Raw genomic sequence first — 24,845 nt, 5'->3', positions numbered from 1 at the left:
ACATGCCTCACTACGACGTCGTCATCCTCGGCGCGGGCCCCGGCGGCTACGTCGCGGCCGTGCGCAGCGCTCAGCTCGGCCTCTCGGTCGCGATCATCGAAGAGAAGTACTGGGGCGGTGTCTGCCTCAACGTGGGCTGCATCCCCTCCAAGGCACTGCTGCGCAACGCCGACCTCGCGCACACCTTCACCCACAAGGCCGAACTCTTCGGCATCTCGGGCGACGTGCACTTCGATTTCGGCACCGCGTGGGATCGCAGTCGCAAGGTCGCTGACACCCACGTCAAGGGCATCCACTTCTTGATGAAGAAGAACAAGGTGACCGAGTACGAGGGCCGCGGATCGTTCACCGGTCCGAAGGCGATCACGGTCACGAAGTCCGACGGCTCGACCGAAGAGGTCACGTTCGACAACGCGATCATCGCGACCGGGTCGACCGTGCGCCTGCTTCCCGGCGTCACTCTGAGCGACAACGTCGTGACCTACGAAGAGCAGATCCTCACGCGCGAGCTGCCGTCGTCGATGGTCGTCGTCGGCGCCGGCGCGATCGGCATGGAGTTCGCGTTCGTCCTCTCGAACTATGGCGTCAAGGTCACGATCATCGAGTTCCTCGACCGTGCACTGCCCAACGAAGACGCCGACGTCTCGAAGGAGATCGCGCGCCAGTACAAGAAGCTCGGCGTCGACATCCTCACCTCGACGAAGGTCGAGACGGTCGTCGACTCGGGCGACAAGGTCACCGTCACCTACACCGGCAAGGACGGCTCGCAGGGCTCGATCGAGGCCGACAAGGTGCTCATGTCGATCGGCTTCGCGGCGAGAGTCGAGGGCTTCGGGCTCGAGAACACCGGCGTCAAGCTCACGGAGCGCGGCGCGATCGACATCGACGACCACATGCGCACCTCGGTCCCCCACATCTATGCGATCGGCGACGTCACCGCCAAGCTGCAGCTCGCGCACGTCGCCGAGGCTCAGGCCGTCGTGGCAGCCGAGACCATCGGCAAAGCCGAGACGATGACGCTCGGCGACTACCGCATGATGCCGCGCGCGACGTTCTGCTCGCCGCAGGTCGCGTCGTTCGGACTGACCGAAGATCAGGCCCGGGCCGCCGGCCACGAGATCAAGGTGGCGAAGTTCCCGTTCTCGGCCAACGGCAAGGCGAACGGCCTCGGCGAGCCCGTCGGCTTCGTCAAGCTCATCGCCGACGCCGAGCACCTCGAGCTGCTCGGCGGCCACATGATCGGCCCCGACGTGTCCGAGCTTCTTCCCGAGCTGACGCTCGCACAGAAGTGGGACCTGACGGCCCTCGAGGCGGCGCGCAACGTGCACACGCACCCGACGCTGTCCGAAGCCGTGCAGGAGGCCTTCCACGGCCTCGCCGGCCACATGATCAACATGTGATGCGAAGGGGTCGATGCTGCCCAGCGGCATCGACCCCTTCGAGTCAGATCACTGCCCGAGTGCGCGTGCGAGCTTCGACGCGGATTCCGCGGGCTGGCCGCCGACGGTGCTGACGGCTGAACCGGCGGCGGCGAACAACGCCGCCCGCGCGTCGGCGTCGGTGGGTGCGGCGGGCCCGAGCTCGATCTCCCACTCGCGCCAACGGCGAACGGTGCCCGAGCGCTCGTCGGTCGCGACGACCCGGTCGTCGACGAACTCGGCGACGACGCCTCCGTCATCGTCGAGCAGCAGGTACGGCGTGCGGGTGTTGAGGATGCGCGCGATGAGCTGAAACGGCTCGTCGGTCACGTGGGCGACGGCGGCACGCACGACGTCGGGCACGACGTCGGCGTCCGCTTCGGCGCCCAGCGGCCAGCCGAGCTCGACCCGAGCAAGCCCTTCACGAGGGCCCTTCAGGTGCCACCCGGCATCCGGACCGCCCGTGCGCCGCCGCACGGCGAAACCGGCGCGGGCGAGATCGAGGCCGGCGGTGTCGAAATACCGGGCATCCAGGTCGCGCCGCGGCGCTTCGGCGACGCGGGCGATGCTCGGCAGGTCGTCCCACTCGGGCAGCGGCGCCCGATCGTCGACGTCGAACGTCAGCTCGATCTCGACGGAGCGGATCGGCTGGTCGGGGTCAGTCGTCCCGACCATCGGGGTTCGGGTTGATGTCCTCGGTCGCCTCGACGTAGACGAAGCGGACCTCGGTGGGACCGTCGTCATCGCCCGTGTTGATTTCGTCACCGTCGCGGTGATAGACGAGCTGTCCCTCACCGTAGGGGGCGATATAGGTGTCGGTGGTGCCTTCCTCGAGGGGAAGGATCTGCCCGTCGAGCGGGCCGCCGTGCAGTCGCGCAAGTGCCATTCCCCGAGACTACTCCTGCCTCATCAGGACCCGGCGGATGTCCGCGTGCCGCCGTGTTTCGCGGCCTCTTCGCGCGTCTTCTTCGCTTCTTCTTCGCGCTGCTTCTTCTCTGCATCCGCGCGCTCCTTCTCGACGGCCTCGCGCGCGCTGCGCAGTTCATCGGTCGCGACCTGCACGGCGTCCTCGGCACGCTGGACGCGCCTCAGAGTCAGCGACGGCGCGCCATGACGCTGACGCACGCGGTCGGTCTCTTCGCGCGTCGCCACGATCATGTACGAGCTCGCGATCAGGATCGCCTGCGTCGAGAGATTGAGCCACAGCAGCAGGGCGATGAGCGCTGCGAACGTCGCCAGCAGGGGATTCGACGACGTGCCTCCGACGAACCACGACGACAGTTGCTGAAGCACCGTCAGCGCCGCGCCGCCGAGGGCGGCACCCGTGAACAGCACACGTCGACTCGCGCGCACACCCGATAGCACGCGGAAAAGCACGGCGACCACCGTGGCATCCAAGAGGAACACGATCAGGATACTGCCGGCGCGGGCGATGAAGACCGCGACCGGGTCGTTCTCGGTCAGTCCGACCCAGCCCGTCACGAGGCCGATGCCGATGTCGGCCAGGAACATGGCGCCGGCCGCGGCGGCGAGCGCCGCGCCGATGCCGATCGCGAGAGCCAGGTTGCGCAGGATGACCCAGATGAACAGCACGTCTTCGTTGACGATGTCGGCGAGGTTGCGCAGAGCCACACGAAGCGACCCGATCGCACCGATCGCGGCGACGACGAGTCCCACGAGCGAAAGAATGCCGGCGGTCGTCAGCCCCGCCGGCGCTTGGATGTCGTTGGGGTCGACGATCGAGCCGATGAGTCCGGGGATCGCAGCGTCGACCGCCTCGATGAGCGCCTCCCATGCGGCGGGATTTCCCGCGAGCCACAGGGCAGCGATCGAAAAGCCCAGCAGCACGCCCGCGAAGACGCTGAAGAGGGTGCGGTAGGTCACACTGTCAGCGAGCATCGGTCCACGGTGCTCGCTGTAGTGCAGTAACGCGCGCACCGCCCGACGCGAGAGCGCCCAGGCCGTGACGCGCGCGATGAGGCCGGGGCGAGGCGCGGAAGCGGTATCCATGTCGTCAGGGTATCCGCGGGGTCGGCTGGCTCAGGCCCCCGTTGACAGGAGCCCGGCGCTCAGGGCAGGGCCGGCGAGGATGCCGAGCCACGCGCCCGCGAGCATGAACGGGCCGAACGAGATTCGCGTGCGCCGATCCCCTCGCCGCGTCACGAGCAGCGCTGTGCCGAACAGCCCGCCGAGCAGGAATGCGGCGAGCGCACCGAAGGCGACTGCATCCCATCCGATCCACCCGAGCACGAGCCCGATGACTCCCGCGAGCTTGACGTCACCGCCGCCCATGCCGCGCGGGCTGATCAGCCGCAGCACGAGGTAGAAGACGAACATCGTGACCATCGCGAGCAGCGATGTGCGCAGGCGGTGCCCCTCGGCGCCCAGCAGGCAGGCGAGCGAGAGAAGCCCGATCCCGAGCGGATACGCCGGCAGCACGAGCACGTTCGGCAGGCGGTGCCGGCGGATGTCGATCACGCTGAGGGAAACGCTCAGCGCCGCGAACAGAGCCAGTGCGACGCTGAGCGTGAGGTTCACCGCAGACACACGTGCATCCCGTGACGGGATGCACGCAATCCCAGAGCGGCCCCGCCTCCCCCACCCATGATCATGAGAGGTTTCTCATGTCGCGTCAAGTCCGAACGAACCTCAGACATCGAGGATGTGCAGGCGCACAAGAATCGTCCCCCCGTCGACGATGCCTTCGGCATCGCGCACCGCCTTCTTGAGCGGGAGGACGTATGCGTTGCGCTCCGCGTCGGGAAAGATCGATGTGCGCCATTGCGAGCCGCCGATCCGCGCTTCGACACGAACCGACCCGAACCCGCGGGGCGGACGGGGCAACTCGCGAATGTCGGCACTGAGCACTTCGGGCAGCGCAGCGAAGTGCCAGTCCTGCTGGCGGGTCTCCCAGCGGAAGACCTCGCCGTCGAAATCGACGATCACTGCTGTCTCCTCTTCGTTCGGGGCCCCTCACACCGCGCCCCAGCATGCCACCGCCGAGCCGCCGTCCGGCACCCCCTGTGCACAACCCCGACCCCCACGTGACACCGCAGCGAACAACCGACCCTGCGGGGTCAGGCCGTCGTCTCGGCACGCCGTCTCTCGGGCGTGAGGTTCGGGCTATGGTGGCCGGATATACGCCGGGCGACCGGCGCACCGAGCGAAGGAGCGGGCAGTGAAGGGCAGTCGACAGGTTCGGGACGCCGTCGCGCTGGCAGCGGGTCTCGCCGTCGTCGCGATCATCGTCTGGCTCGACATCTCATCGGGGCTCTGGCAGGACCTCGTCGTGCTGTCGGGGCTCGCCGCGGGGCTCGTGACCTTCCTGCTCACGGTGCTCGTCCTCGACCGCGTCGTCGCGCGATCGACCGCGCGGCGCTGGGCGCCCATCAACCGGCTCGCCTTCACGGAGTTCCTGCACGCCCTCGCCGACGAGCACAGCGAGATCTCCCGCGGGCACGTTGTGACGCGGTCGCTGCCCGAGCTGCGCACGTCGCCCGCGTCGACCGACTACGCCGACGAGATGCGCCGTGTGCGCGAAGCTGTCGTCGACGAGCGGACACGTCTCGCCGACATCCTGAGCCGCTGGGCACCGTTTCTTGCCTCGAGCGGTGACAACGAGACGATCCTCTTGCACGTCGCCGACATCGCGCTCGCTCTCGACGCGGTGCGCGATGCCGCGCTGCAAGCCGAGCAGTCACTCGCGAGCGCCGACCACGACCTGCTCGCGCACGAGATCGACGCGTGCAACGAGCGACTGTGCGCGCTCACCGCCGAGCTACGAGACAGGCTCGACGAGACCGAGCAGCAGCGCGCCGTCCTCGCCGGCCGCTGACACGGCGGCATCTCGCGGGCGACAGCTCACGCGCGCGCTTGTGCGCGCCGCACGACGACGTCGAGCGCGACGGCCACGACGACCGCCGTGGCGTAGACCACGAGGTCGCGGGCATCGAAGACCGTGCCGAGCACGAGCATCACCGGCGGAAATCCCGCCCCGAGCGCGAGCGGAATGCCCGTCAGCTGGAACAGTTCCACCCCGACGCACCAGGCCACCGCGACACCACCCGTCGCAAGCGAAGACCACCGTGGAGCGAGGATCACGACGAACGCGAAGACAGCCACGGCGTACAGCGCATCACCGGCGATGTCGGTCGCGGGCACGTCGGGCAGTAGAAGGTGCACCGCGAGTCCCGTCGCGACGACCGCGGCGAGCGCCACGGCACCGGCGATTCGGCGGTGCCTCACGCGATCACGAGCGGGGTCACGGTGTCGTGCGCATGGTGGCACTCGGTGCATGTGAAGGGCATGCGTTCTAGCATGCCGCCTCGATGGGTTCCCTCCCCTGCGCGATACACCGTTGACGGTGGCGAAGAACATCGCAATGCTCAGGCTCGTGCCTGACTTTTCTGGCAACGAACCTCGGCGGGAGCAGCAGGCGGACCGGCTCGGCGTCCGCCTGGTCCGCCACACCGGAGGAGAGCGCTCATGACCCGCGTCCGCGTCAGCTTGTTCTCATCGCTCGACGGATACACCTCTGCACCCGACGCGGCATCGGACAACCCGATGGGCGAGGATTGGGGGCCGCTCACCGCCGCCTACACGGCGACGCGCACCTTCCAGCGCACAGTGTTCGGCGATGCCGGCGGCGCCGGCACGGCCGGAGTCGACGACGACTACGCGGCGAGGTACTACGCCGGAGTGGGCGCCGAGATCATGGGAGCGGCGATGTTCGGGTTGCACACGTACCCCGACGACCCGGATTGGAAGGGCTGGTGGGGTGATGAGCCACCGTTCGGCTACCCCGTCTATGTGCTCACCCACACCGCCCCGCGTGCCCCGATCACGATGGCCGGCGGCACCGTCTTCGAGTTCCGCACCGGCGCGATCGAGGACGTGCTCGCCGAGGCGACAGCGGCAGCCGGCGACCTCGACGTGCGCATCGGCGGCGGTCTGCGCACCGCCCAAGCGTTCGTTCGCTCCGGGCTCGTCGATGATCTGCACGTCGCCATCGCTCCGATCGTGCTGGACCGCGGCCACCGGGTGTGGGAAGGTCTTCGCGGCCTCGAGCTCACTCACACGGTGACGACAGAGGTTGCGGAAAGCGGCACGATCCACGTCACCTTCACCCGGTAGGGCACGAGCAGGACTCTTAAGCGTCGGCTTGGCCGTTCAGAGTCACCACAGCGGGTGGATGGAGGCGCGCAGCATTCGGTCGTAGACGTCGTGGACAGCGTGGTCGAATTCGGTCAGGTCCGCGCTCAGCAGATCGGCCGCGCCCGCGTTCGCCTGTGCCTGGCCGACGTTGCGGGCACCCGGGATGACGCTGGTGACGCCCTCAAGCCCGGCGATCCACGCGAGCGTCGTGGCCGGCAGGGTCGCGCCCTCGGGGACCGCGGCGGTCAGCTCGCGCACGGCGGCAAGACCGGTCTCGAAGTCCACGCCTGAGAACGTCTCGCCGCGGTCGAACGCCTCACCGTTCCTGTTGTAGGTGCGGTGGTCATCAGGGGCGAAGGTCGTCTCGCGCGTGTACCGCCCGGACAGCAGGCCCGATGCCAGCGGCACGCGGGCGAACACAGCGACACCGGCCGACGCAGCGGCCGGAAGCACCTCGTCGAGCGGCTTGAGACGGAAGGGGTTCAGGATGATCTGCACGTTGGTGACGTTCGGGCGCGCGATCGCCGCAAGCGCCTGCGCGCACGTCTCGACCGAGACTCCGTACGCCGCGATGACGCCGTCTTCGACCAGGTCGTCGAGGCCGTCGAAGGTCGCGTCATCCTCGATCACTGCCGTCGGTGGGCAATGCAGCTGCACCAGATCGAGCGTGTCGACGCCGAGATTGCGGCGCGAGCGATCAGCCCAGGCGCGGAAGTTCTCGCGCGTGTAGTTCTCGGGCTCCTGAGCGACCCGGCGCCCCATCTTGGTGGCCACCGTGATCGCGTGACCGGGTCGCTCGGCCAGGAACTCGCCGATGATCGACTCGCTGCGGCCGTCGCCATACACATCGGCTGTGTCGAACAGCGTCACCCCGGCGTCGGCGGCTGCCGCGAGCACGTCCCGCGCCTCGCCTCGCGAGACGTCGCCCCAATCGGCGCCCAACTGCCACGTTCCCAGACCGATCGCAGATACCTGACGGCCGGTTCCGCCCAACGCGCGCTGCTGCATGTTGTTCCTCTCGTCGCGGCTTCCAGCATGGCACTGCGTCGCGGCTGCGTACCCCCTGTCGGTAAACGCCCTTCTACGCCGCAGGACGAACTCCCATGAGCGTGTGCTCCAATAGCTCTACATCAGCGGACTCTCGCTCGCAGACTGCGAGTTCGACGGGAGACGCGCGGGCGCACACGGGGCACAGCCAGCCCCCGCCCACATCGACACCGACACGGAGAGCGCATGAACATCACTGGAAAGGTCTTCGTCGTCACGGGCGCGGGCAACGGAATCGGCCGCGAAGTCACCCGCATTCTGCTCGCCGGCGGCGCATCGGTGGCAGGCGTGGACCTGAGTGAGTCGGGCCTGAGCGCTACTGCCGCGCTCGCAGACGCCGGCCCCAGATTCTCGAGTCACGTCGTCAACATCACCGACCGGGACGAGGTCTTGGCGCTGCCGGACGCGGTGCTCGCCGCACACGGGCAGGTCGACGGTCTGGTCAACGTCGCGGGAGTCATCCAGAAGTTCGTCAAAGTCATCGACCTTCCGTTCGAAGAGATCGAAAAGGTCATGAACGTCAACTTCTGGGGCACCATGAACATGGTGAAGGCCTTCCTGGCGATCCTGGTCGAACGCCCCGAGGCCAGCATCGTGAACGTGGCGAGCATGGGTGCCTACGCACCCGTTCCCGGCCAAGCGGTCTACGGCGCGTCGAAAGCTGCGGTGCGACTTCTCACCGAGGCTCTCTACGCCGAACTGCTCGACACGAACGTCACGGTGACGTCGATCTTCCCCGGAGCGATTGCAACCGACATCGCGAGCAACTCTGGAGTCGCCATGGCCGACGGCTCGTCGACCGATGCGCCCGCATTCAAGATGACCTCTGCGGCCGATGCAGGGGAAGCCATCGTGGATGCCATCCGCAAGGGCAGCTTCCGAAAGACCATCGGGCAGGACGCCGCCGCGATGGACAAGCTCGCCCGCCTCAACCCGCGGCTCGCGGCTCGAACGATCGCGAAGCAGATGGGGTCCCTGCTCGGCTGAAGGCCCGGCCGCAGCCACCGCAAGCACAACGTTCACCCAAGAACGATCGGACGCGCCCGTTCCGGTCCCGGCCATGCGGCAGTCCTGTCTGGCGAACGATCGACGTCGCTGATCCCGAAGGGGTCGTCGCGACCGGGAGCCGTCCTCATCTGCGGGTCACGCGGTAGAACGGGCGCCGCCATCTACATGGTCCCAGGCTCGGCCGGGAGCTCCCGGGCGCCATGGGGGACTGACGGCGGAATGCTTGACGGCGCGACACGTACGAGCAGTGCGGTGGGGTGCAGGCCTATTCTGACGCGTGTGACACGTCCGAAGCTGTCCCCGTCGAGCTCGATGGCGTGCGGCGTGTCGAAGTGTGCTTCGAACCGCCGACCCTGGACATAGGCGAGCGAGCGAAGGTCTCGAGTGCGCCGGATCATGTTTCCGGTCATCCGGGAGTGACGGGCGATGCCCTGGAGGGTCAGCCGTGTCCCGATCCGCGCCCACCCGAATGGGCCCTCCGGGCGCATCATCACGACGTCCAAAAGCCCGTCGTCGATGACTGCGGCGGGCAGCAGGAGCAGATTCCCCGTCAGTGTTCCGCAATTACCGACGATGACGGTGTGGGCGCGGGTGGAACTGACGCGTTCGTCGTCGATCCGGTAGTGGAGATGGAAGAGTCGGTTCCTGATGATCGATCTCGCGATCGGGCTGACGTACGCGAACCATCCGAGATGCTTCTTCGCGATCGCGCTGGTGTGCTGGGCCATATCCGCATCCAGTCCGATGCCCGCCATGACCACGAACACGTGCGTGCTGCGTGTTCCGGTCTCGTCCTCCATCTCGGCTGTCCCCACATCGATCCCGCGATCATCGCCAGTGAAGGCGACCGCGATGCACGCGGCGACGTCGTTGAGGGGCGTACGGAGTTCGCGCGCGAGAAGGTTGCCGGTGCCGGTGGGGAGCAGCGCGACGGGGATACCGCTTCCGTGCATCACTTCCGCGACGGTTCGGACCGTGCCATCGCCGCCGACCACGATGACCACCGCAGGTTGCTCTCCCAGAGCCTGGGTTGCGGCCGACCGTCCGGAATCTGCGCTGCTCGTCTCGTACCAGCGTGTGTGACCCCACCGGCTGGCCCGTTCCTGATCAGCGACTGCCCTGCGAATCGGGTCAAGTCGGGAGTGGACGGGGTTGTACACCACGGCAGCATGTCGGTGTGTGACGGCTACCGACTCCGCCGCGGTCACCGCGAACCCATCGTCGAGCGGACCGGCTGAGGGCCCGCTGCTGTCGTCCGTGCCGCGGAGTGGTCGCACCACCGCGGTCCTCCGTCACGTTCGCGCGTAACGCCCGTGCCCGCCTTCGCTGCTCCGACCGGCGATCTGCTCGCTGTCCTCGTTGCCGGAGGACTGGGCGCCCGTCGGCGTGCCGGGTCAAGGACGCGCTGCGCTCCGTGAACTCTCGAATGTGATCGATTCCGCGAGAGCGGTGACAGCTGCGGCACGTGTGTGCTCACGCATGGCCGCTTCTTCGGACCGGACCGTGGCAGCGTCCTGCCTCTCATTGATCTCCCTGCTGATCGTGGCAAGTCGGTCGGCGATGACGGCGGCGAGCCCGTCGCGCAACTCATTCAGATTCGTGTCGGCGATCACGAGGCGTCGGTCGGCGACCGCCAACTCGACCGTCGGATACCCAGCACCGACGAGAGCATCACGTGTCCGGGTGCCCTGAATCTCCACCACTTCGTGCTTCTCAGGACGGCGGGTGAACACGGCTTCCACCGTGTACCGGTCAGGCGCTGCCGCAGTCATCAGCGCAGCCGGCAACGATGCCACCAGCACCGATCCCAGACCCAGCGTCGCGGAATATGCATCGCTCGCGCGCATGTTCGTGTCCATACTCCCGACGCTACGCCTCCCAGATGTACGCCTCACAGGTTCGACCCGACGACGCATCAGCGGTCTCACCGGTGGGCGCAGCTGACGGACCGCTCCTGTGCGAGCGCATCCAGGCTGCGAAGGCGAGCGCTGGTACCACCGACCACGTCACCTCCTAGCCGTGCGCCGACGGCGGGAGTAGCTTGTGATGATGACGGTCATCGTGATCCTCCTGGTGGTGTGGGCGATCCTGGCGGTAGTCGGGTTCGCCCTGAAGGGCTTGCTCTGGCTGGGAATCATCGGGGTGATCCTCTTCGTGGGCACGCTCGTCTTCTTCTTCGTTCGGCGCACGGCCGACCGCCGCAGCAAGGGTGTCTGAACAGCCGTCGCGCCCGATCCACACCCCATCGCACGAACCCCAGGCTGCACGCAACGGCACATCCACCCTGTGTTCTCCTCCACCGTCCGCGACCCAAACCCAGACGGGCCGCGAGCCATCCGCTGGCGGAATGGGGATGATTGGATCGACGATCGGAGGCCAGAGCCGTCGGTCGGCGCATAAGCACCGACCTCGCAACCGCATCGCGCCCACTTACGGCTTCGCCGGCGCTTTCGAGTCCTCGAACCACAGCGTGGCGTTTCCGGGTGCGAATCGGCTCACCTCCGCCGAATACCGACGCATCGTCGGCTTCCCAGATCCCTGATTCGACACCATGACTCCATCCTCGTTTCCAAGGTCAGGAGCCTCCACCAAACCCAGGGCGCTTCAATCGCGCCGAGCGCTGCGCCGAGGAGGGCGGCGAGGAGGGCGGCGAGGGTTGGGTCCACGTCAGACCGGCCGCGGGATGACGCCGCCGACCCGCTCCCAGTGGCGCAGGAGCTCGGGCTGCACAGCGACGCCCAGTTCCTCGGCGGCCTCTTCCTCGCTCTCGCGAAGCGCGTGCTTGAGCGGTTCGGCCACGCCGTCGTCAGTCAGGCCTCGCTCCTTCCAACCCGGGATCATCTGCTCGAGGTAGTAGTTGACCCTCTTCACCTGCGGGGCCGCGTTGTACTCCACCGTGCGTACGCTGTTTTCTCCTGCGAGGGCACGCAGGGTCCTCAGCAGCTGCACCGTGACGACGTGACGGTCGTCAACGACGATGCCGCCGGTCGCGGCGAGGCCGTAGCGGAGCGCCACGCGCACGTCATCGTCGTTCGACGGACGCTCTGCGTTCTCCCACCAGTCGTTCATCAACCCGAGGTCCTTGCCCTGGGTGCGTGCGACGTCGATCAGGGTCTGATCGGCGTTCACTGTCCACGCGAGCTGTCCGAACGGCTTGACGAAGTAAAGCAATGGGTCCTCCCCCCAGGTCCATCCGAGCGTATCCACCGTCACCCACACCGCACGTCTGGCGCCCCAGTGCTCGAGCGGCAGGCTTGTTCTCGGCGGCGACGGGCGTCGGCAGACGCCCGGATCGAGCCAGAAACTCGTACCGACTGATGATTGTGTCGAGCGTTTGGGGCAGCCGTTTCGCGGCCGATGTCTGGACCGTGCCGGGAACGAGGGTTTTCGGACTACAGCCTGCGGATGAGGCGATGTACTGACGCGGACGCCTCTAGTAGAGCAACGCTGCGGTCCGCGAGGTGTTGCAGTCGGACGGTCAGCAGCGCGTCAGCGCCGCCCGGGCCTGAGTAGTCGCGCACTCGTTCGAGAACGGCGGCGATCGTTGGAATGCGGTGGCCGCCGGCCCGGAGGGCAGCCACGATGCGCGCGTCGATGATGGCTTGCCAGGAGTAACGTCTGGCGAGTCCAGAACCGACCATTTCGGGGCGCAACAGCCCCGCGTGCCCTCTCCATACGGAATCGCGGCCCGCCATTGATTGCGTAAAGCTGTGACCGGCGATGGCCGCCGGCACGGCAGCACGCTGAGAAGAGTCAGCGTCGAGCACCAGGGGCGCGCGCTCCGGCGGAGCAGCGTCGTCGATGTCAGCCGGATCTACCAGGTCGAACTGAAACTCGTCACTCTGGGTGGTGGGGTCAGAGTTCGCGAGTGCCCAGATCAGGGCGTGCCAGAGCGGCTGCGTCTCCTGGAGCTTGCGCATACGACTCACTGGACGGGTGCCGCGCATACCGTCCGGGCCGAGCCTAGAGGGACTCCGTCACTTCGGTGGTGACTTTCCGCGGATCGGGGGTCGGCCACCGGGCGGCGAGGGACCTTCTGCCCTATCCCGGCGTTCGGCACGGATGATTCAGTGGGGACGAGCTACTCAGGAGACGCCATGAACCTGCACGCCGCTCCGAGCCGCTCGGCGGCCTCGTTGCCACCCCGGCGTCCGCGCGGGCGCTCGGCCCGAGCCACCCTGGTTGCCTGAAGCGAACCGCGGACGAAAGGCCTCCCCGTGACCAACTCGCGCCCCCGCCTGAGATCCAGGAATACAGGCAGACGTCTGCCGGCGCCCGTCCTCTGGGCGACCGCCGCGATGGCCGCTCTCGCCTTCGCCTTCCTCCCGCTCGGGGAGCCCGCTCAAGCGAGGCTTACCGCCGAGACGCCCATCATCGAATCGCCGGACGGACCGAACACCGATGTCGAGGTGACCGGTCTCGGAGTCGGAGCAAGGTTGACGGGTGGGTATCCGGCCACCCCGACGCCGCAGGATCCGTTGGCGCCCTACCCCGCGGCACCCCCTGCGGGGTACACCCTGGGCGGCGGCTTCACCGCGCTGATCAACACCGTGAGCGTGACAGATCGCACGCTGACCGCCGAGATGTACTGCATCGACGTCCGCACCGGGACCCTGGTCGGCGGCGGTTACCAGAACGGTTCGTGGGACCAATCGAACGTTCAGAACCTCGGGTACGTCGCCTACATTCTCAACAACTTCTACCCCTCGTTCCCCGCTGAGCCGGCGGGTCTGGCCTCCGAAGGCGAGCAGGCCGCCGCCGTGCAATCGGCCATCTGGTACTTCACGGACGGCTTCATCCTGGACGCAGCCTCACCGCTACGGGCAGCGACGGCAGGAGTCATCGCGGCCGCGCAGCTCAACGGCCCGGTGACGGAGCCGCCTCCCCCGGCGGTATCCATCACCCCGTCCGCTGCCGCCGCGCCGGCGGGGTCGGCGGCCGGCCCGTTAACCGTGACAACGGACGCCCCCAGCGTGACCCTCTCCGTGCCCGACGGGTACACGATGTTCGCTGACGCGGCGGCCACCGCCCCTCTCCCCAACCCCTACACGACCACCACGGGGACCCAGGTGTGGGTGGGCAGCGGAACGGACGCTGTGGACGAGACGCTGCTGAGCGCTCGAGCGGTCGTGACCGTCCAGCGCGGGCGGGTGTACCTCTACGACGGCCTGGCACCCGGCGTTGATGACTTGCAGAAACTCGTCCTTGCCGAAACCGCCACGTTGGAGGCGACCACCCAAGCGCCTGTCGAGTTCTTCGCGGCGGCCAGCCTCACCGTCAACAAGGCATTTGCGGGGGCCGGAGTGGGCCGACAAGGGGCAAGTCAGCTGACCGTCGATTGCGGTGACGGCGTGGCACGGGTAGCGGACATCCCGGCGGGAGTCACCACCACCCAGACGTCGACATTCGAGGGCATCGCCGTCGGGGCGACGTGCCTGATCAACGAACCAGCGACGGGAGAGACCACGGCCGTGGCCGTGACCACCGACGCGCCGCAGAGCGTTCCGATAACGCAGACGGGGGCGACGGCGATCATCACCAACACCGTGACCGTCCGTCCCGGCTCGCTGAGCGTCAGCAAGGTCCTCACCGGCGCGCAGGCCGGCCGGCAGGGTCAGATCACCCTCTCCGTGGACTGCGGAACGGCGCTCACCGACACCGTGATCATCCCGGCGGGAGCGGCAGCGGGAACCTACACCGAGACTTTCGCGGATCTGCCCGCGGGCACCGAGTGCACCGTCACAGAGCCGGTCTCCGGCGAGACGAGCGCCGTACGCGTCATCTCCAGCGGCACGGTGAACGCCACGATCCAGCCGGGCGCCGCCGCGACGGTCGAGCTGACCAACACCGTGATGCAGCGCGCGGCCTTCGCGACGATGCTGCCCCCCACGGGTTCGGAGAGCCTGATGCCTCTGCTGTGGGTCGCCGGCGGCGGAATCGCGGCTGGCGCGCTGCTGCTGGTGATGGGCGCCGTCTCACGCCGCAGGACCGCACGTTCCACGCGGGGCTGACGCGCAAAACACGAAGGGCTCCTGCGTCTCGCAGGAGCCCTTCGTGTTTCCGACCCGAACAGTCGGCTGTTGGCACAACTACTCCTAGTGCGGATAGGAGCCGACTGCCGTTCCCGTGTTTCCTGTGGAGCACGCTCGATTTTCCTGTAGCGCAGGGGCGCCCATCAGCCGCGCGACTCTTAACTGTCCGCCCTCGAGCTGGCAGAAGGGCAAGAACGGAAGGCTCCGCCAGGAGGAGACCGCGCCGACGTCGGCGGCGATCGCGGCGATGTACCCGTCCGGGCGGACGAAGACGACCGAGCCTTCCTCCACTCCGCAGAAACGAAAGAAGTCGTCGTTGCGCTCGGAGTCGAGTTCGACGACGTTCACCGTTGCACCGTCCTTCGCCACGGGACGACTCGGGCGGCCTCGGCGGCACGAACCCCGACGGCGAGAAGGGTGAACTGCGGTCCTCGGAGGAGGTCGAAGGGCGTCGCGCGCTCCCTCCATGACCACCGACACCGCGCTCAAGCAGCCCGCGAATTCGCTGCCCGCCCACTCCGAACATCCAGTGAGTGGCCGTCCGGGCGTCCATTGCTGCACTAGCTAAGCGGCGCGACCTGATCGCGAAGAGTACCGAGCAGCTGCTTGCACGGATGGTCGCTGCCGCCGTAACGGCGAACAACAAGGTCCTCTTCCATCCGCTCAAGCCGGCAGAGGTGGCGCGTTCCAGCAACGAGGTAGGCGCCGATGTGATGGTCTTCCACGAGACTCTCGGCATCACTGACAGCCGCGTGAACCTCGAGAAGAAGCGGTGGACCGTCGCTGCCGCCGAAGCGCGAGACACCGTACGTGATACCGGGGTGGCTGGCATCCAAAACGCAGCAAAGCTCGGTGCGCGCAGTTCAGCTGCCGAATGCAGCCGGCAAGGCCACGAACAACGTCGTCGCGAGGCTGCGTCGAGGCGATACCGATACGTCGAAGCAGGCGGGCACCGAGGAGGAATGACGCTGCTTGATGAGCGCGCGTTCCAGTCGGCGCGCGAGGTCGACGCAATCGTCCCCGACGCCTTCACATGTTCATGTCATCCGTCTTCGAACCGGTTCAGGGCTCCCGGGACTGGTCGAGACGTTGCTCGATGAGTCAAGCACTCACCCGATCTACATCGGGCAAGCCGAGAAGCAGACCCTGGGCGGACCCACCTAGGGGTCAGTCTCCCGCGGTGGGCCGCAACACTCCGCCGGTTTCAGCAATCGTCCCGTTCGAGAGGTTCTCCGCAACGACATGAGCAACGCGCGTGGTGAGATCAGGGGACGTACGCAGCCAGCCGAAGGCCCGCGCCACGGACAGTGCGAGCTCCTCGCGGTTCGCGCCGACCTGGCTCTCTAGAACCTGCAACACCGCGAGCCGGAACTCTGCGTCGGGAATCTGAGCGAGCGACCGTGGCCCGGCAAGACGCACTTCCGTCACCTCGGTGCGCGGCCGCTGCACGAAGTCACCGTCCAGCGTGACCGCGGCCGCCTCGATGGCGTCCATGATCGTACGGATCGCGCGCTTGTTGATGCGGTCCATTCCGGTGTGCTCGCGCAGGCGCGCCTTGATCTGGTCGATGTGGACGGGGCCTTCGGTGTCGGTCATGGCCTCGATGAAGCTCACGAGGTGTCGTGCGTTCGACCGCTCAGTCCAGTCGAGTGCCCTCAGCTTGTACCCCGTGAGCGGGACGTAGTCTTTGATCCAGGCGGGACGGGCTTTGACGTCTAACTCCTGAGTTTCCACCTCTATCACGGGCGACGCTGCACGGGCAGGCTTCCGCCCGAGCCGCCCAACGGCTTTCTGGGTCTCCAGCTCTTTCAGGAGCGTGCGCAGGCGCTGTTCCTCTCGGTCACGGTTGCGGTACCAGTCGGTGCCCCAGATGTGGTGCAGACTCCAGCCGAGCCCTTCCAGGATCTCGTGGCGAAGGCGGTCGCGGTCGCGCGCGGATCTTGACGAGTGGTACATGGCACCGTCGCATTCAACGCCGAGCATGAACACACCAGGCGCGTTCGGGTGCTTCACTCCGATGTCGATGCGGAACCCGGAGACCCCGACCTGCGGTTGCACGTCGTACCCCCAGGAGCGGATAGCGCTGATCACTGCGTCCTCGAACGGCGAGTCCGTGCCCAGTCCCGCCGACCCCAATTCGATAGCGAGCGCAAGCGGGCCGCGCTCGGCGTAATCGAGATAGCGGCGGAGGTGGCGGCCACCCACGCTGGGCACATCGCCGATCTGCCCCGCGGTCATCGAGGAGACGACCTCGGTCAGTTCCTTTGCGCGCGTGATGGCGACGTTCAGACGGCGTTCGCCGCCCTTCTTGTTGATGGGGCCGAAGTTGCGGAACACGGTGCCGGTTTCATCAGGTCCGTATCCAATGGAGATGATGATGACGTCACGTTCGTCTCCCTGCACCTCTTCGAGGCTCTTCACGAAGATGCCGTCCAGACGGCTCTCCACGAACTTCTCGTCGAGGTCGGGACGCGCGGCGCGCTTCATTACGAGAGCGTTGAGGATCGCGTCACGCTGAGCGGCCGACATCGCGACCACGCCGACGCTCTTACCCGGACGGGTGTCGAGGTGGTGGATGACCCGGTCGGCCACGAACTGCGCCTCCTTGGGGTTGTCCTGGCCCTGGGAGCGCCGGTAGACGCCGTCGGCTTTGAGGAACTTCACGCCCGCGTCCGGAACATCGGCCAACGCGCCTGGGAAGGTCACCAGGCGGTCCTCATAGAACGAGTTGTTGCTGTACGCGATGAGGTGCTCGTGCCTGCTGCGGTAATGCCACCGCAGCCCGATGCTGGTGAAGGACCCGCTCGACTTCATCAAGTCGAGGAGCGACTCGTAGTCGTTGGCGAGATCCTCGTCCGCGTCGATGTCGTCGTCCGACGATTGCGCCGCGGCGAAGAAGGACGTCGGCGGAAGCTGCTTCTGGTCGCCGGCGGCGATCACAGCACCCGCACGATAGATGCAGTTGATCGCGTCGCCTGGTGGGACCTGGCTGGCTTCGTCGAAGATGACGACGTCGAACTGGATGTCCGGCGGGAGGTACTGCGACACGGCGAGCGGACTCATCATGAAGACCGGGTGGATCGCCTGGATCACGTCACGCGCATCGGCGATGAGTTCACGCACCGGCAGGTGACGCCTCTTCTTCTCCGCCTCACGGTGGATCAGCGTGGTCTGCCGTGAAGGCGTGGTTGGGCGGCGGCGCACCACGGCGGCGAGCACGTTCGCGGCCGCGTTGTCCACGAGAGCACGATCAAGCTCCCGGAAATTGGCCGCCATAGAATCACGCGGGAGCGGGATCCGGGACCGGAACCGCGGATCTCCGGCCTCCGTTTCCGCTACCCAGGCCGACAGTGTGATCGCCTGGATATGGTCGGCGATCTCGGCAGCGTCAATGTCGGATCGGAGGAGCGCGTCAAGAGCATCGGCGAGGCCGAGGTCGCGCAGCCGCGCCTCGTGACTTCGCGCATCAGACAGGGCGTACGCCCCGCCGATATTAGCCGCGAGGTCCGCCAGCAGCGATTCCCCATCGTCCGGGTCGTTCAGCTCCGAAGCGTACGGATCACCTGTGAAGTGGCGTGCGAACCTTTCACGTGCGGCATCCCACCGAAGGCCGGCCCGCTCGAGCGCGTCGCTCGACACCATGCCGTCCAGTGCGAGGAAACCACGCCGGTCGACACCTGGGATCAGTTCGCGTAGAACAGCTGTCCACTTGAGCCGTTCGCCGAGGGTCGCCTTCCAATCTTCAGAGACGGTCGCCCCTAGTCCAGGGAACGTGAGCGCGAGATCAGCAAGCCGCGCATCGAACCGCCGCCACATGGCGTCGCTATCGTCGGCATCGTTCTGCAGGCGAGCGACATCAGCGAGCGACCGGGTTCCACCCGCGGCGAAGGGGTCTGTGCTGGTCAGCAGTGCATCGATCTCCGCCGTGGCACGTTCGGCATCACCGGTCAGATCCGAGATCAAGCGACTCGGGTCGTCGAACGGCGCGGCCAGACGGGTCGACAGCACTTTGAAGTGTTCGAGTTTGTCGGTCAGGTCGCGGATCGACCGTTTCGTTGCCTGCCAGCCGAACTCGCTCGCCTGCGAAGTCGTCAGTTTCGCGGTACCCACGTCACCACTGCGGTCGAGCACGGTCCGGCAGCGCGCGAGGACGTCGCGGGCGCTGACCCAGGACACGTCGTCCACCGGAACATAGCCGAGCAGACGGCCCACAGTCGCAGACTCGGCCTCGAGCTCCTCACGTGCATGCTGCCAGTCGGAGGCGGTCGCGATGCTGCGGAACGCGACGCGCGGCTTCACTCGTGCATGCGGCGCGATCAACTTCGAATCGGAACCAGCCAGCCCGAAGACCTTCTGCAACGCGGAACGGCCTTCCCATCGCTCTTCGATGGGATCGATGTCGACCTTGCGGATGGAGGGATGGAACACCTCCGCCGCCGTCTGCGCCGCGGCGCGCTCCTTATCCTGCGCGGCGGCGAGCGCGTCGAGTGCCGCGGCAAGCTCATCGAGTCCGTGTCTGGTGAGCCATGCCGACTGCAGGGCTGGTTCTCGGGCGATGGCATCGGCGAGGTCGCGGAGTGTGCCGATGTCGCCGAGGAAGCGAGGTTCGCGGAGACCGAGGTCACCGGCGACTTCGTTCGCGGTCTGCTGGAGGGCGGTGATCTCGGCGGACCATTGGGCGACGGCCGCGGATCGCTCCTTAGTCACAGATAGGGGCGCGTTCTCGTCGACGGGGAAGACGGCGCGCGTCTGACTGCTCAGCGGTTTCGGTCGCTCGAGTCCGACTTGGGTGCGCCACTGGGGACCGAGCTGACTAGTGAGACGCGCATGGGCGCCGAGGACGGCCTCGGAGTCGCGGAGGAGGTCTGTCAGTTTCGCGATTGAGTCGGCGGGGGCGGTGGCGACCCATGCTTCATCACGCCACTCCTGCTGACCGGAGTGCCAGTGCTCGGCGACCGCGTCCAGCTGGCTCCAGGTGTCTGTGCCGTCCAGGCCGAGGTCGGCGCGTGCAGGGGCGACCGTGTCCATCGCAGTGACGAGCTCTTGGAGGGCGGTACGAGCCGATGCGACGTCGTATTCCAAGTCGGCGAGGACGTTGATGCCGCGCCACAGATGGTTGTCACCCTGTACGAGGTGCGGCCATGCGGCGCTAACGGCCGCGCTGAGGTCGACGATCTCGTCCCATTTGAGCGGATTCAGCGGGCCACCGTCCGTGCCGGCGCGAGGGAACGCGTCGACGGCGGGAAGGCCGGCGAGCATGCCGAGGACTTCGTGGATCGTCCATCCGGCGGGTTCCCGACGTTCGTTCATCGCGGCGGCGTACCCGCTCAGGGTCTCGCGCAGCTCCTTCGCCCGCTCGGTGCCCTGCGAGGCGCCCGTGGCGACGATGCTCGGCTTCTCGCGGAGCGCCTTCCCGAGAGACTTGGCGACCTCCGCGCGCGTGGCCTTGTGGCTGTGCAGTTCGAACAGCAGCGGGCCGAGGCCGCGGCCGGAGAGGCGGTCACGAACCACATCAAGCGCGACAGCCTTCTCCGAGACGAACAGCACCTTCTTTCCCGCACCTGCCAGCGTGGCGATGATATTTGCAATCGTCTGGCTCTTTCCGGTACCGGGAGGCCCGTCCAGGACGAAGCTCTTACCTTCGGCGGCGGCGGCGACCGCGACTCGTTGGGTCGAGTCAGCGTCGAGGATGAGCGGCACCTGCTCAGGTGGAGCGATGGTGTCGATGTCGTCCGGTTCCGCAGGCGCAAACACGAGTCGTTCGCGCGCCTCGGCAGTACTGCCACCCAGCGCCTGCACGAGCGGGCTGGCAAGCACGCGTTCCTCGTTCGCTTCGAGGTCGCGGAACATCGCCTCTTTGGCGAACATGAAGGCGGAGAGCACGCACAGCGGCTCAACCCTCCAGCCCTTCGGCATTGGCAATGCACTCACGACGCGTTCCACGGCGGCCATGCCGCCCTCGGCGATGAGCTGCTCAATCGCCGCCTGGTCTGGCAGGGCGACCCCCTCTTCACGGAGACGGATCTCAAGGGCCGGGTTTACGACGAGGTCCTCTTCCGATGGATACACCCGCTGCGGTTGCTTCGGCCCGGCGGCGCGCAGCTCCACAGGGAAGAACACCAGTGGGCTGACGCGCGCGTCACCGTTGGCTTCGTTCCAATGCAGCGATCCAAGCGCGAGATACAAGACGGACAGGCCCCGGTCGAGGAACTCACGGCTCGCCGTCGCCGCGAGGGTCTTCAACCCGCGATCCACATCGCGCTGCGTCTTGTTCACGAACAGGTGATCCGGGAAGGCGTCGTACGCAAAGTCCTCGATGACGTCGAGCGCCTGAGCTTCCAGGTCTTCCTCCCCGGCAGCCCCTTTCGCAGCGGCAGGATCGGCGGGCGGGACGAGCCCGACCACGGGAACGCCCTTGCCCTTCTCGACGACCGCGATCACCTCATCGGCCGTTGCCCGGGTGAACTCGAGAGTGGACGAGCGGGTGGGGCGGTAGTTGAGCAGGCGATTGCGTCCGGAGAGCAGGATGAGAGATTCTCGCCAGGCTTTGGCCGCCGTCGCCAGCCGCTCATCTTCCTTGACCGTGTCAGCCATCGTGCCTAACTCCCTACCTGCGTGACACCGCTGTTCCACGCCTCACTCGTGCTCGTCTTCGGGCGCGCAGACGAGGATGGATTACCGCGCCCGGCGCTCATGCACTTTCCGCTGTAATGGGAACAGCAGAATCCGAGATGGCCCGGATGCGTTCGATCAGATCGGTCACCTGCGCGTCGGTGAACAGCTCATCGGGGCCCTCTGCGGCGACGCCCGTGAACGGATCCTCGTACAGCCGACGCGGGTCGAGCACACCGGCCATGGTGAGCTGCTCGACTATCAGGTCGACGAAGTGGTGCTGACGCGGGGTGAATCCCGGCGCGGCGACGAAATCGGCGAGCGCCGCCTCGGCGGCGGAGCGATCGAGGCCCACGATGGAGCGGATGAGCCTGCCGAGGCCCCCGGCGTCGGTCGATGCGCTGTGCAGCTGCGCGGCATCCACTCCCCCGGCGTCGACAAGGACCTCCTCGAGTTGTTCCAGGTCGAGGGCAGTGAGCGCGCGTCCGGTGCGGAGCTTGCGCAGCGCGAGGTTGTCGGCGTGGGCGTCGAGGAACCCGAGCACTTTCTGCCGGAAGGCCCGCCGGTCCAGTCCCGGAACGACACGCGAGAGGGTGACGTCGCGAACACCGTCGAGAGTGTCCTCGAAGTCGGTGTAGACGATGACCTGCCGGTCACGATCGATCAGCCGCACGAGATCGCGCAGTCGCACACGCACGCGTTCGAGCAGTGCGACGCTCGTCGCCTCCCACCATGCCGGGTCGGCGATGGCGTCGAGGAGAGCAGCCTGAGCGGCAACGGCAGGGATGCTCCGCCGGTCGCCGAGCGCCTGCGCGATCGCGATCACCCGGGAGGCGACAGCCGCCGGAACGGCGCCGCCCTCGGCGAGAGCCACCTGCGCGTCGAGAAGGAGTGCGTCGAAGCGCTTCGCGGCTTCGTCGGGGTCCTGCTCGGCGGCAGTGGGGAGACCGGCGAGCGCAGCCGCCGCGTCGAGGTCGCCCACGGTGAGGGTGTCCCAGGCCAATGCCATGCCGAAGCGTTCGACGGCACGCAGGTGCTTGCGGACGAGGAAGTTGTCGCGGTTCATGCCGCCCACGCCGCGGTACAGTCGCCCGGCCAGCCCCGCGCGCAGCGCTTCGGTGTCGGCGTCGTGCGCGTCCACAGCGGCGGCGTTCAGCGCGGCGAGCAGACGAGCGCGCAACAGGAAGGTGCGTTCCGAAAGCGACAGAGAACGCGGGGTGGATCCCTCGGGGAGCTCCTCGTTGAAGAAGTCGATGTTGCCGCACACGTCGAAGATGACGAAGTCTCGTTTGTCGTCGCCGGGCCCGTACAGGTCGGGGCGTAGGCGCGTGCCGCGCCCGACCATCTGCCAGAACTTCGTGTGCGAGTGCACCGGCTTGAAGAACACCAGGTTGACGACGTCGGGGATGTCGATGCCGGTGTCGAGCATGTCGACCGAGATGGCGATCTGCGGGCTCTTCCCCGGCGTGGAGAAATCGTCGATGAGCGTCTGCGCGTACGGCCCCGCCGCGTACGTGATCACACGCGCGAGCTGGCCGCGCTGCTCGGGGAAGTTCGCGTCGAACCGCTCTTCGATGAACTCGGCGTGCCGCTGGTTCTTGGCGAAGACGATCGTCTTGCCGAGCACGTCGCCGCCGCCCACGCGGTGGCCCTCGGAGACGAGCACCTCGAGCACCTTGTCGACGGTGTCTTCGTTGAACAGCCACCGGTTCATCGCCGCCGCATCGATGGCGTCCGGGATCTCGCCGTCCTGCCACTCCATCTCGTCCCACCGCTCGCGTTCCGCGTCGGACAGATCGGCGTAGCGGATGCCGCGTTTCATGAACCCGAGATCGATCGGGCGCGCCACGGGTGGCACGAGGTAGCCGCCGGCGATCGCGTCATCGAGTTCGAACGCGTCGGTCGGCACACCGTCGTCGAGGTCGAAGAGCCGGTAGGTGTTGTGGTCAACGTCTGCGCGGGGCGTCGCTGTGAGTCCGACGACGAGGGCGTCGAAGTAGTCGAAGATCTCGCCGTACCGGTTGTAGATCGACCGGTGCGCTTCGTCGACGACGATCAGGTCGAAGTACCCGGGGCCGAAGCGGCGCAGCGCGTCTTGGCCCGCGTCGATGAGTCCCATCACCGTCTGGTAGGTGGAGACGAAGACGCGACCCTCGCTGTCGCGGTCGGTGACGAGGTTCACCGGAGCACTGTCGGGCAGGTGGGCTTTGAAGGCGCCGACCGCCTGGTTGACAAGCGCCGTGCGGTCGGCGAGGAACAGCACCCGCTTGACCCAGTTCGCCTTCTGAAGAACGTCGACGAGGGCGATCACGGTGCGCGTCTTGCCGGTTCCGGTCGCCATCACGAGCAGCGCGCGGCGTCGCTGGTTCTCGAAGGCTTCGGTGACGGCGCGGATGGCGCGCAGCTGGTACGGACGCTCCACGATCGTGCGGTCGATCGTCGCCGTGGTGAGCGGCTTGAGGGACTGCCGCCGCTGAATCGCTAGCGCGAGCTGATCCTTGGTCATGTAGCCGGCGACGCGTCGCGGTGGGTAGCGGCGGTCGTCCCACAGCCAGGTCTCGTAGCCGTTCGTGAAGTAGACCAGAGGACGCTGCCCGAAGTCGCGTTCGAGCGCGTCGGCATAGATCTCCGCCTGCAAGCGGCCCTCCTTCGCGCTCTTGGCCGTGCGTTTGGCCTCGACGACGGCGAGCGGCTTGCCGTCGTCACCCCACAGCACGTAGTCGACCCTGCCGTCACCCGTGGGGCTGGGGATGCCGTGCACCAGCCACTCGCGATCGCGTGTATCGCCGAGCGTCCAGCCCGCCTCGTTCAGGTGCAGATCGATGAGGTCGCGACGGGTCTCGGCCTCGGTCGCCAGCGTCGGGTCGGGGATGCCGTGTTCGGCGTTCGCCTTCGCCTTCTCCGCCTTCGTCGCTTCGGCGGCGACACGGAGCTCCTCGAGTTCCTGCTTCAGCGCGTCGTTGCGCTCCCGTTCCTCGGCGAGGGCTCGGCGCGCGTCCTCGAATTCGGTCTGGGCGCGCTCGAGTTCGGCGCGTGTGTGGCGGATCACGGTGGCCGGGGCGGGAGGAACCAGAGCGAAATCGAACGGGGCGGGGGCGCCCGCGCCGGGGTCGCCGTAGCAGTGGTCGAGCCAGCGGCAGATCGTGTGCACCTGCTCGAGCGAGCCCCGCGCGCGCCCCAGCGGCATCTCCTCATCTTTGTGGACCGCGTCGTTGCCGACGCGCCGTACGATCTGCAGGCTGCCCTCGACGTTCGCACCGACCGCCTGGCGGAAGGGCTGCTGCGCAGTCAGGTTCGCGAAGGAGCTGTCGTAGGGGCGGGGCAGTGCTTCAGCGGCGTAGATCCACTCGGTGAATATCTCGCCGGCACGCCGCGAGTAGGTGGCCGACGCGCGCGGGTCGCTGCGCAGGTAGGACTCGGCGCGGGATGCGGCCTCGAACACTTTCGGCCAGCGATCCCGGACGAAGTCGAAGTTCCCCACGAACGGCTCCCGGTGGCAGGTTCGGCCCTGCCTGCCGCAATGCTAGCGAAGTGCGTCGACTCCACCGCATTCGACTTCTTCGGCCGCGGAGTG

At 67.3% G+C, this 24,845-nt stretch carries 21 protein-coding genes; 7 read left to right on the top strand and 14 right to left on the bottom strand.

Annotated features, from left to right (window positions below; all coding sequences use genetic code 11):
• Positions 1–2 precede the first annotated feature (2 nt).
• Positions 3–1,400, top strand: a complete 1,398-nt coding sequence (gene lpdA, locus AC25YV_RS05940; protein ID WP_488122922.1) for a dihydrolipoyl dehydrogenase — start codon at positions 3–5, stop codon at positions 1,398–1,400.
• Between the two features lie 48 nt (positions 1,401–1,448).
• Here the strand turns inward: lpdA and AC25YV_RS05935 are convergent, their stop codons facing one another.
• The 5 genes from AC25YV_RS05935 to AC25YV_RS05915 all read right to left on the bottom strand — a co-directional run bounded on the left by AC25YV_RS05935 (position 1,449) and on the right by AC25YV_RS05915 (position 4,364).
• Entirely contained in the window at positions 1,449–2,093 is a 645-nt protein-coding gene (locus tag AC25YV_RS05935) for a CYTH domain-containing protein (RefSeq protein WP_488122921.1), read from the bottom strand.
• Positions 2,077–2,304: a response regulator gene (locus tag AC25YV_RS05930; protein WP_488122920.1), complete on the bottom strand. Its 228-nt coding sequence runs from the start codon at positions 2,302–2,304 to the stop codon at positions 2,077–2,079. Before AC25YV_RS05930 ends, AC25YV_RS05935 begins: the two co-directional genes overlap by 17 nt.
• A gap of 23 nt (positions 2,305–2,327) precedes the next feature.
• A complete protein-coding gene (locus AC25YV_RS05925) occupies positions 2,328–3,428 on the bottom strand; it encodes a YhjD/YihY/BrkB family envelope integrity protein (protein WP_488122919.1) in 1,101 nt (366 codons plus the stop codon).
• Positions 3,429–3,458: 30 nt separating this feature from the next.
• Complete coding sequence (locus tag AC25YV_RS05920; protein ID WP_488122918.1) at positions 3,459–3,965, bottom strand: prepilin peptidase; 507 nt, start codon at positions 3,963–3,965, stop codon at positions 3,459–3,461.
• A gap of 102 nt (positions 3,966–4,067) precedes the next feature.
• Positions 4,068–4,364 carry a DUF1905 domain-containing protein gene (locus tag AC25YV_RS05915; RefSeq protein WP_488122917.1) on the bottom strand — a complete coding sequence of 99 codons (297 nt, stop codon included), beginning with the start codon at positions 4,362–4,364 and terminating at the stop codon, positions 4,068–4,070.
• Between the two features lie 232 nt (positions 4,365–4,596).
• Here AC25YV_RS05915 and AC25YV_RS05910 point away from each other — a divergent pair, with 232 nt between their 5' ends.
• Complete coding sequence (locus AC25YV_RS05910; RefSeq protein ID WP_488122916.1) at positions 4,597–5,253, top strand: hypothetical protein; 657 nt, start codon at positions 4,597–4,599, stop codon at positions 5,251–5,253.
• A gap of 26 nt (positions 5,254–5,279) precedes the next feature.
• Here the strand turns inward: AC25YV_RS05910 and AC25YV_RS05905 are convergent, their stop codons facing one another.
• On the bottom strand, positions 5,280–5,663 hold the full coding sequence (locus AC25YV_RS05905; protein WP_488122915.1) for a ribosomal maturation YjgA family protein: 384 nt from the start codon (positions 5,661–5,663) through the stop codon (positions 5,280–5,282).
• Positions 5,664–5,903: 240 nt separating this feature from the next.
• Here AC25YV_RS05905 and AC25YV_RS05900 point away from each other — a divergent pair, with 240 nt between their 5' ends.
• Positions 5,904–6,551 carry a dihydrofolate reductase family protein gene (locus AC25YV_RS05900; RefSeq protein WP_488122914.1) on the top strand — a complete coding sequence of 216 codons (648 nt, stop codon included), beginning with the start codon at positions 5,904–5,906 and terminating at the stop codon, positions 6,549–6,551.
• 42 nt (positions 6,552–6,593) lie between these two features.
• Here the strand turns inward: AC25YV_RS05900 and AC25YV_RS05895 are convergent, their stop codons facing one another.
• Positions 6,594–7,580, bottom strand: coding sequence for an aldo/keto reductase (locus tag AC25YV_RS05895; RefSeq protein ID WP_488122913.1), 987 nt, complete (start codon positions 7,578–7,580; stop codon positions 6,594–6,596).
• Between the two features lie 225 nt (positions 7,581–7,805).
• On the opposite strand from AC25YV_RS05895, the gene AC25YV_RS05890 reads away from it, so the two are divergent.
• On the top strand, positions 7,806–8,606 hold the full coding sequence (locus AC25YV_RS05890; protein ID WP_488122912.1) for an SDR family NAD(P)-dependent oxidoreductase: 801 nt from the start codon (positions 7,806–7,808) through the stop codon (positions 8,604–8,606).
• Positions 8,607–8,788: 182 nt separating this feature from the next.
• Here AC25YV_RS05890 and AC25YV_RS05885 read toward each other — a convergent pair whose 3' ends face one another.
• Positions 8,789–9,787, bottom strand: a complete 999-nt coding sequence (locus AC25YV_RS05885) for a diacylglycerol/lipid kinase family protein (protein ID WP_488122911.1) — start codon at positions 9,785–9,787, stop codon at positions 8,789–8,791.
• A gap of 234 nt (positions 9,788–10,021) precedes the next feature.
• Entirely contained in the window at positions 10,022–10,486 is a 465-nt protein-coding gene (locus AC25YV_RS05880) for a hypothetical protein (protein ID WP_488122910.1), read from the bottom strand.
• A gap of 190 nt (positions 10,487–10,676) precedes the next feature.
• On the opposite strand from AC25YV_RS05880, the gene AC25YV_RS05875 reads away from it, so the two are divergent.
• Positions 10,677–10,844, top strand: coding sequence for a hypothetical protein (locus AC25YV_RS05875; RefSeq protein ID WP_488122909.1), 168 nt, complete (start codon positions 10,677–10,679; stop codon positions 10,842–10,844).
• A 450-nt stretch (positions 10,845–11,294) separates the two neighbouring features.
• Here AC25YV_RS05875 and AC25YV_RS05870 read toward each other — a convergent pair whose 3' ends face one another.
• Both AC25YV_RS05870 and AC25YV_RS05865 read right to left on the bottom strand, forming a co-directional pair.
• Positions 11,295–11,798 carry a hypothetical protein gene (locus AC25YV_RS05870; protein WP_488122908.1) on the bottom strand — a complete coding sequence of 168 codons (504 nt, stop codon included), beginning with the start codon at positions 11,796–11,798 and terminating at the stop codon, positions 11,295–11,297.
• Between the two features lie 221 nt (positions 11,799–12,019).
• On the bottom strand, positions 12,020–12,547 hold the full coding sequence (locus AC25YV_RS05865) for a MerR family transcriptional regulator (RefSeq protein WP_488122907.1): 528 nt from the start codon (positions 12,545–12,547) through the stop codon (positions 12,020–12,022).
• Between the two features lie 378 nt (positions 12,548–12,925).
• Here AC25YV_RS05865 and AC25YV_RS05860 point away from each other — a divergent pair, with 378 nt between their 5' ends.
• Positions 12,926–14,638 carry a DUF5979 domain-containing protein gene (locus AC25YV_RS05860; RefSeq protein ID WP_488122906.1) on the top strand — a complete coding sequence of 571 codons (1,713 nt, stop codon included), beginning with the start codon at positions 12,926–12,928 and terminating at the stop codon, positions 14,636–14,638.
• A gap of 84 nt (positions 14,639–14,722) precedes the next feature.
• Here AC25YV_RS05860 and AC25YV_RS05855 read toward each other — a convergent pair whose 3' ends face one another.
• On the bottom strand, positions 14,723–15,007 hold the full coding sequence (locus AC25YV_RS05855; protein WP_488122905.1) for a hypothetical protein: 285 nt from the start codon (positions 15,005–15,007) through the stop codon (positions 14,723–14,725).
• A 185-nt stretch (positions 15,008–15,192) separates the two neighbouring features.
• Between AC25YV_RS05855 and AC25YV_RS05850 the strand changes: the two genes are divergently transcribed.
• Positions 15,193–15,759, top strand: a complete 567-nt coding sequence (locus AC25YV_RS05850) for a hypothetical protein (protein ID WP_488122904.1) — start codon at positions 15,193–15,195, stop codon at positions 15,757–15,759.
• Positions 15,760–15,826: 67 nt separating this feature from the next.
• Here AC25YV_RS05850 and AC25YV_RS05845 read toward each other — a convergent pair whose 3' ends face one another.
• Both AC25YV_RS05845 and AC25YV_RS05840 read right to left on the bottom strand, forming a co-directional pair.
• On the bottom strand, positions 15,827–21,253 hold the full coding sequence (locus tag AC25YV_RS05845; protein WP_488122903.1) for a DUF4011 domain-containing protein: 5,427 nt from the start codon (positions 21,251–21,253) through the stop codon (positions 15,827–15,829).
• A gap of 97 nt (positions 21,254–21,350) precedes the next feature.
• Positions 21,351–24,752, bottom strand: a complete 3,402-nt coding sequence (locus AC25YV_RS05840) for a DEAD/DEAH box helicase family protein (protein ID WP_488122902.1) — start codon at positions 24,750–24,752, stop codon at positions 21,351–21,353.
• Between the last annotated feature and the right edge of the window lie 93 nt (positions 24,753–24,845).

The sequence above is a fragment of the Microbacterium sp. Y832 genome, assembly GCF_057669765.1.
The sequence above is the reverse complement of the archived record's forward strand: the minus strand, read 5'-3'. Positions and strand labels throughout refer to the sequence as shown.

What these genes read in the sequence shown, in the direction of transcription:
- AC25YV_RS05930 (WP_488122920.1), bottom strand. Translation starts at nt 2,304, where the DNA reads ATGGCACTTGCGCGACTGCACGGCGGCCCGCTCGACGGGCAGATCCTT.
- AC25YV_RS05925 (WP_488122919.1), bottom strand. Translation starts at nt 3,428, where the DNA reads ATGGATACCGCTTCCGCGCCTCGCCCCGGCCTCATCGCGCGCGTCACG.
- AC25YV_RS05935 (WP_488122921.1), bottom strand. Translation starts at nt 2,093, where the DNA reads ATGGTCGGGACGACTGACCCCGACCAGCCGATCCGCTCCGTCGAGATC.
- lpdA (WP_488122922.1), top strand. Translation starts at nt 3, where the DNA reads ATGCCTCACTACGACGTCGTCATCCTCGGCGCGGGCCCCGGCGGCTAC.
- AC25YV_RS05900 (WP_488122914.1), top strand. Translation starts at nt 5,904, where the DNA reads ATGACCCGCGTCCGCGTCAGCTTGTTCTCATCGCTCGACGGATACACC.
- AC25YV_RS05875 (WP_488122909.1), top strand. Translation starts at nt 10,677, where the DNA reads ATGACGGTCATCGTGATCCTCCTGGTGGTGTGGGCGATCCTGGCGGTA.
- AC25YV_RS05845 (WP_488122903.1), bottom strand. Translation starts at nt 21,253, where the DNA reads ATGGCTGACACGGTCAAGGAAGATGAGCGGCTGGCGACGGCGGCCAAA.
- AC25YV_RS05865 (WP_488122907.1), bottom strand. Translation starts at nt 12,547, where the DNA reads ATGCGCAAGCTCCAGGAGACGCAGCCGCTCTGGCACGCCCTGATCTGG.
- AC25YV_RS05880 (WP_488122910.1), bottom strand. Translation starts at nt 10,486, where the DNA reads ATGGACACGAACATGCGCGCGAGCGATGCATATTCCGCGACGCTGGGT.
- AC25YV_RS05860 (WP_488122906.1), top strand. Translation starts at nt 12,926, where the DNA reads ATGGCCGCTCTCGCCTTCGCCTTCCTCCCGCTCGGGGAGCCCGCTCAA.
- AC25YV_RS05890 (WP_488122912.1), top strand. Translation starts at nt 7,806, where the DNA reads ATGAACATCACTGGAAAGGTCTTCGTCGTCACGGGCGCGGGCAACGGA.
- AC25YV_RS05895 (WP_488122913.1), bottom strand. Translation starts at nt 7,580, where the DNA reads ATGCAGCAGCGCGCGTTGGGCGGAACCGGCCGTCAGGTATCTGCGATC.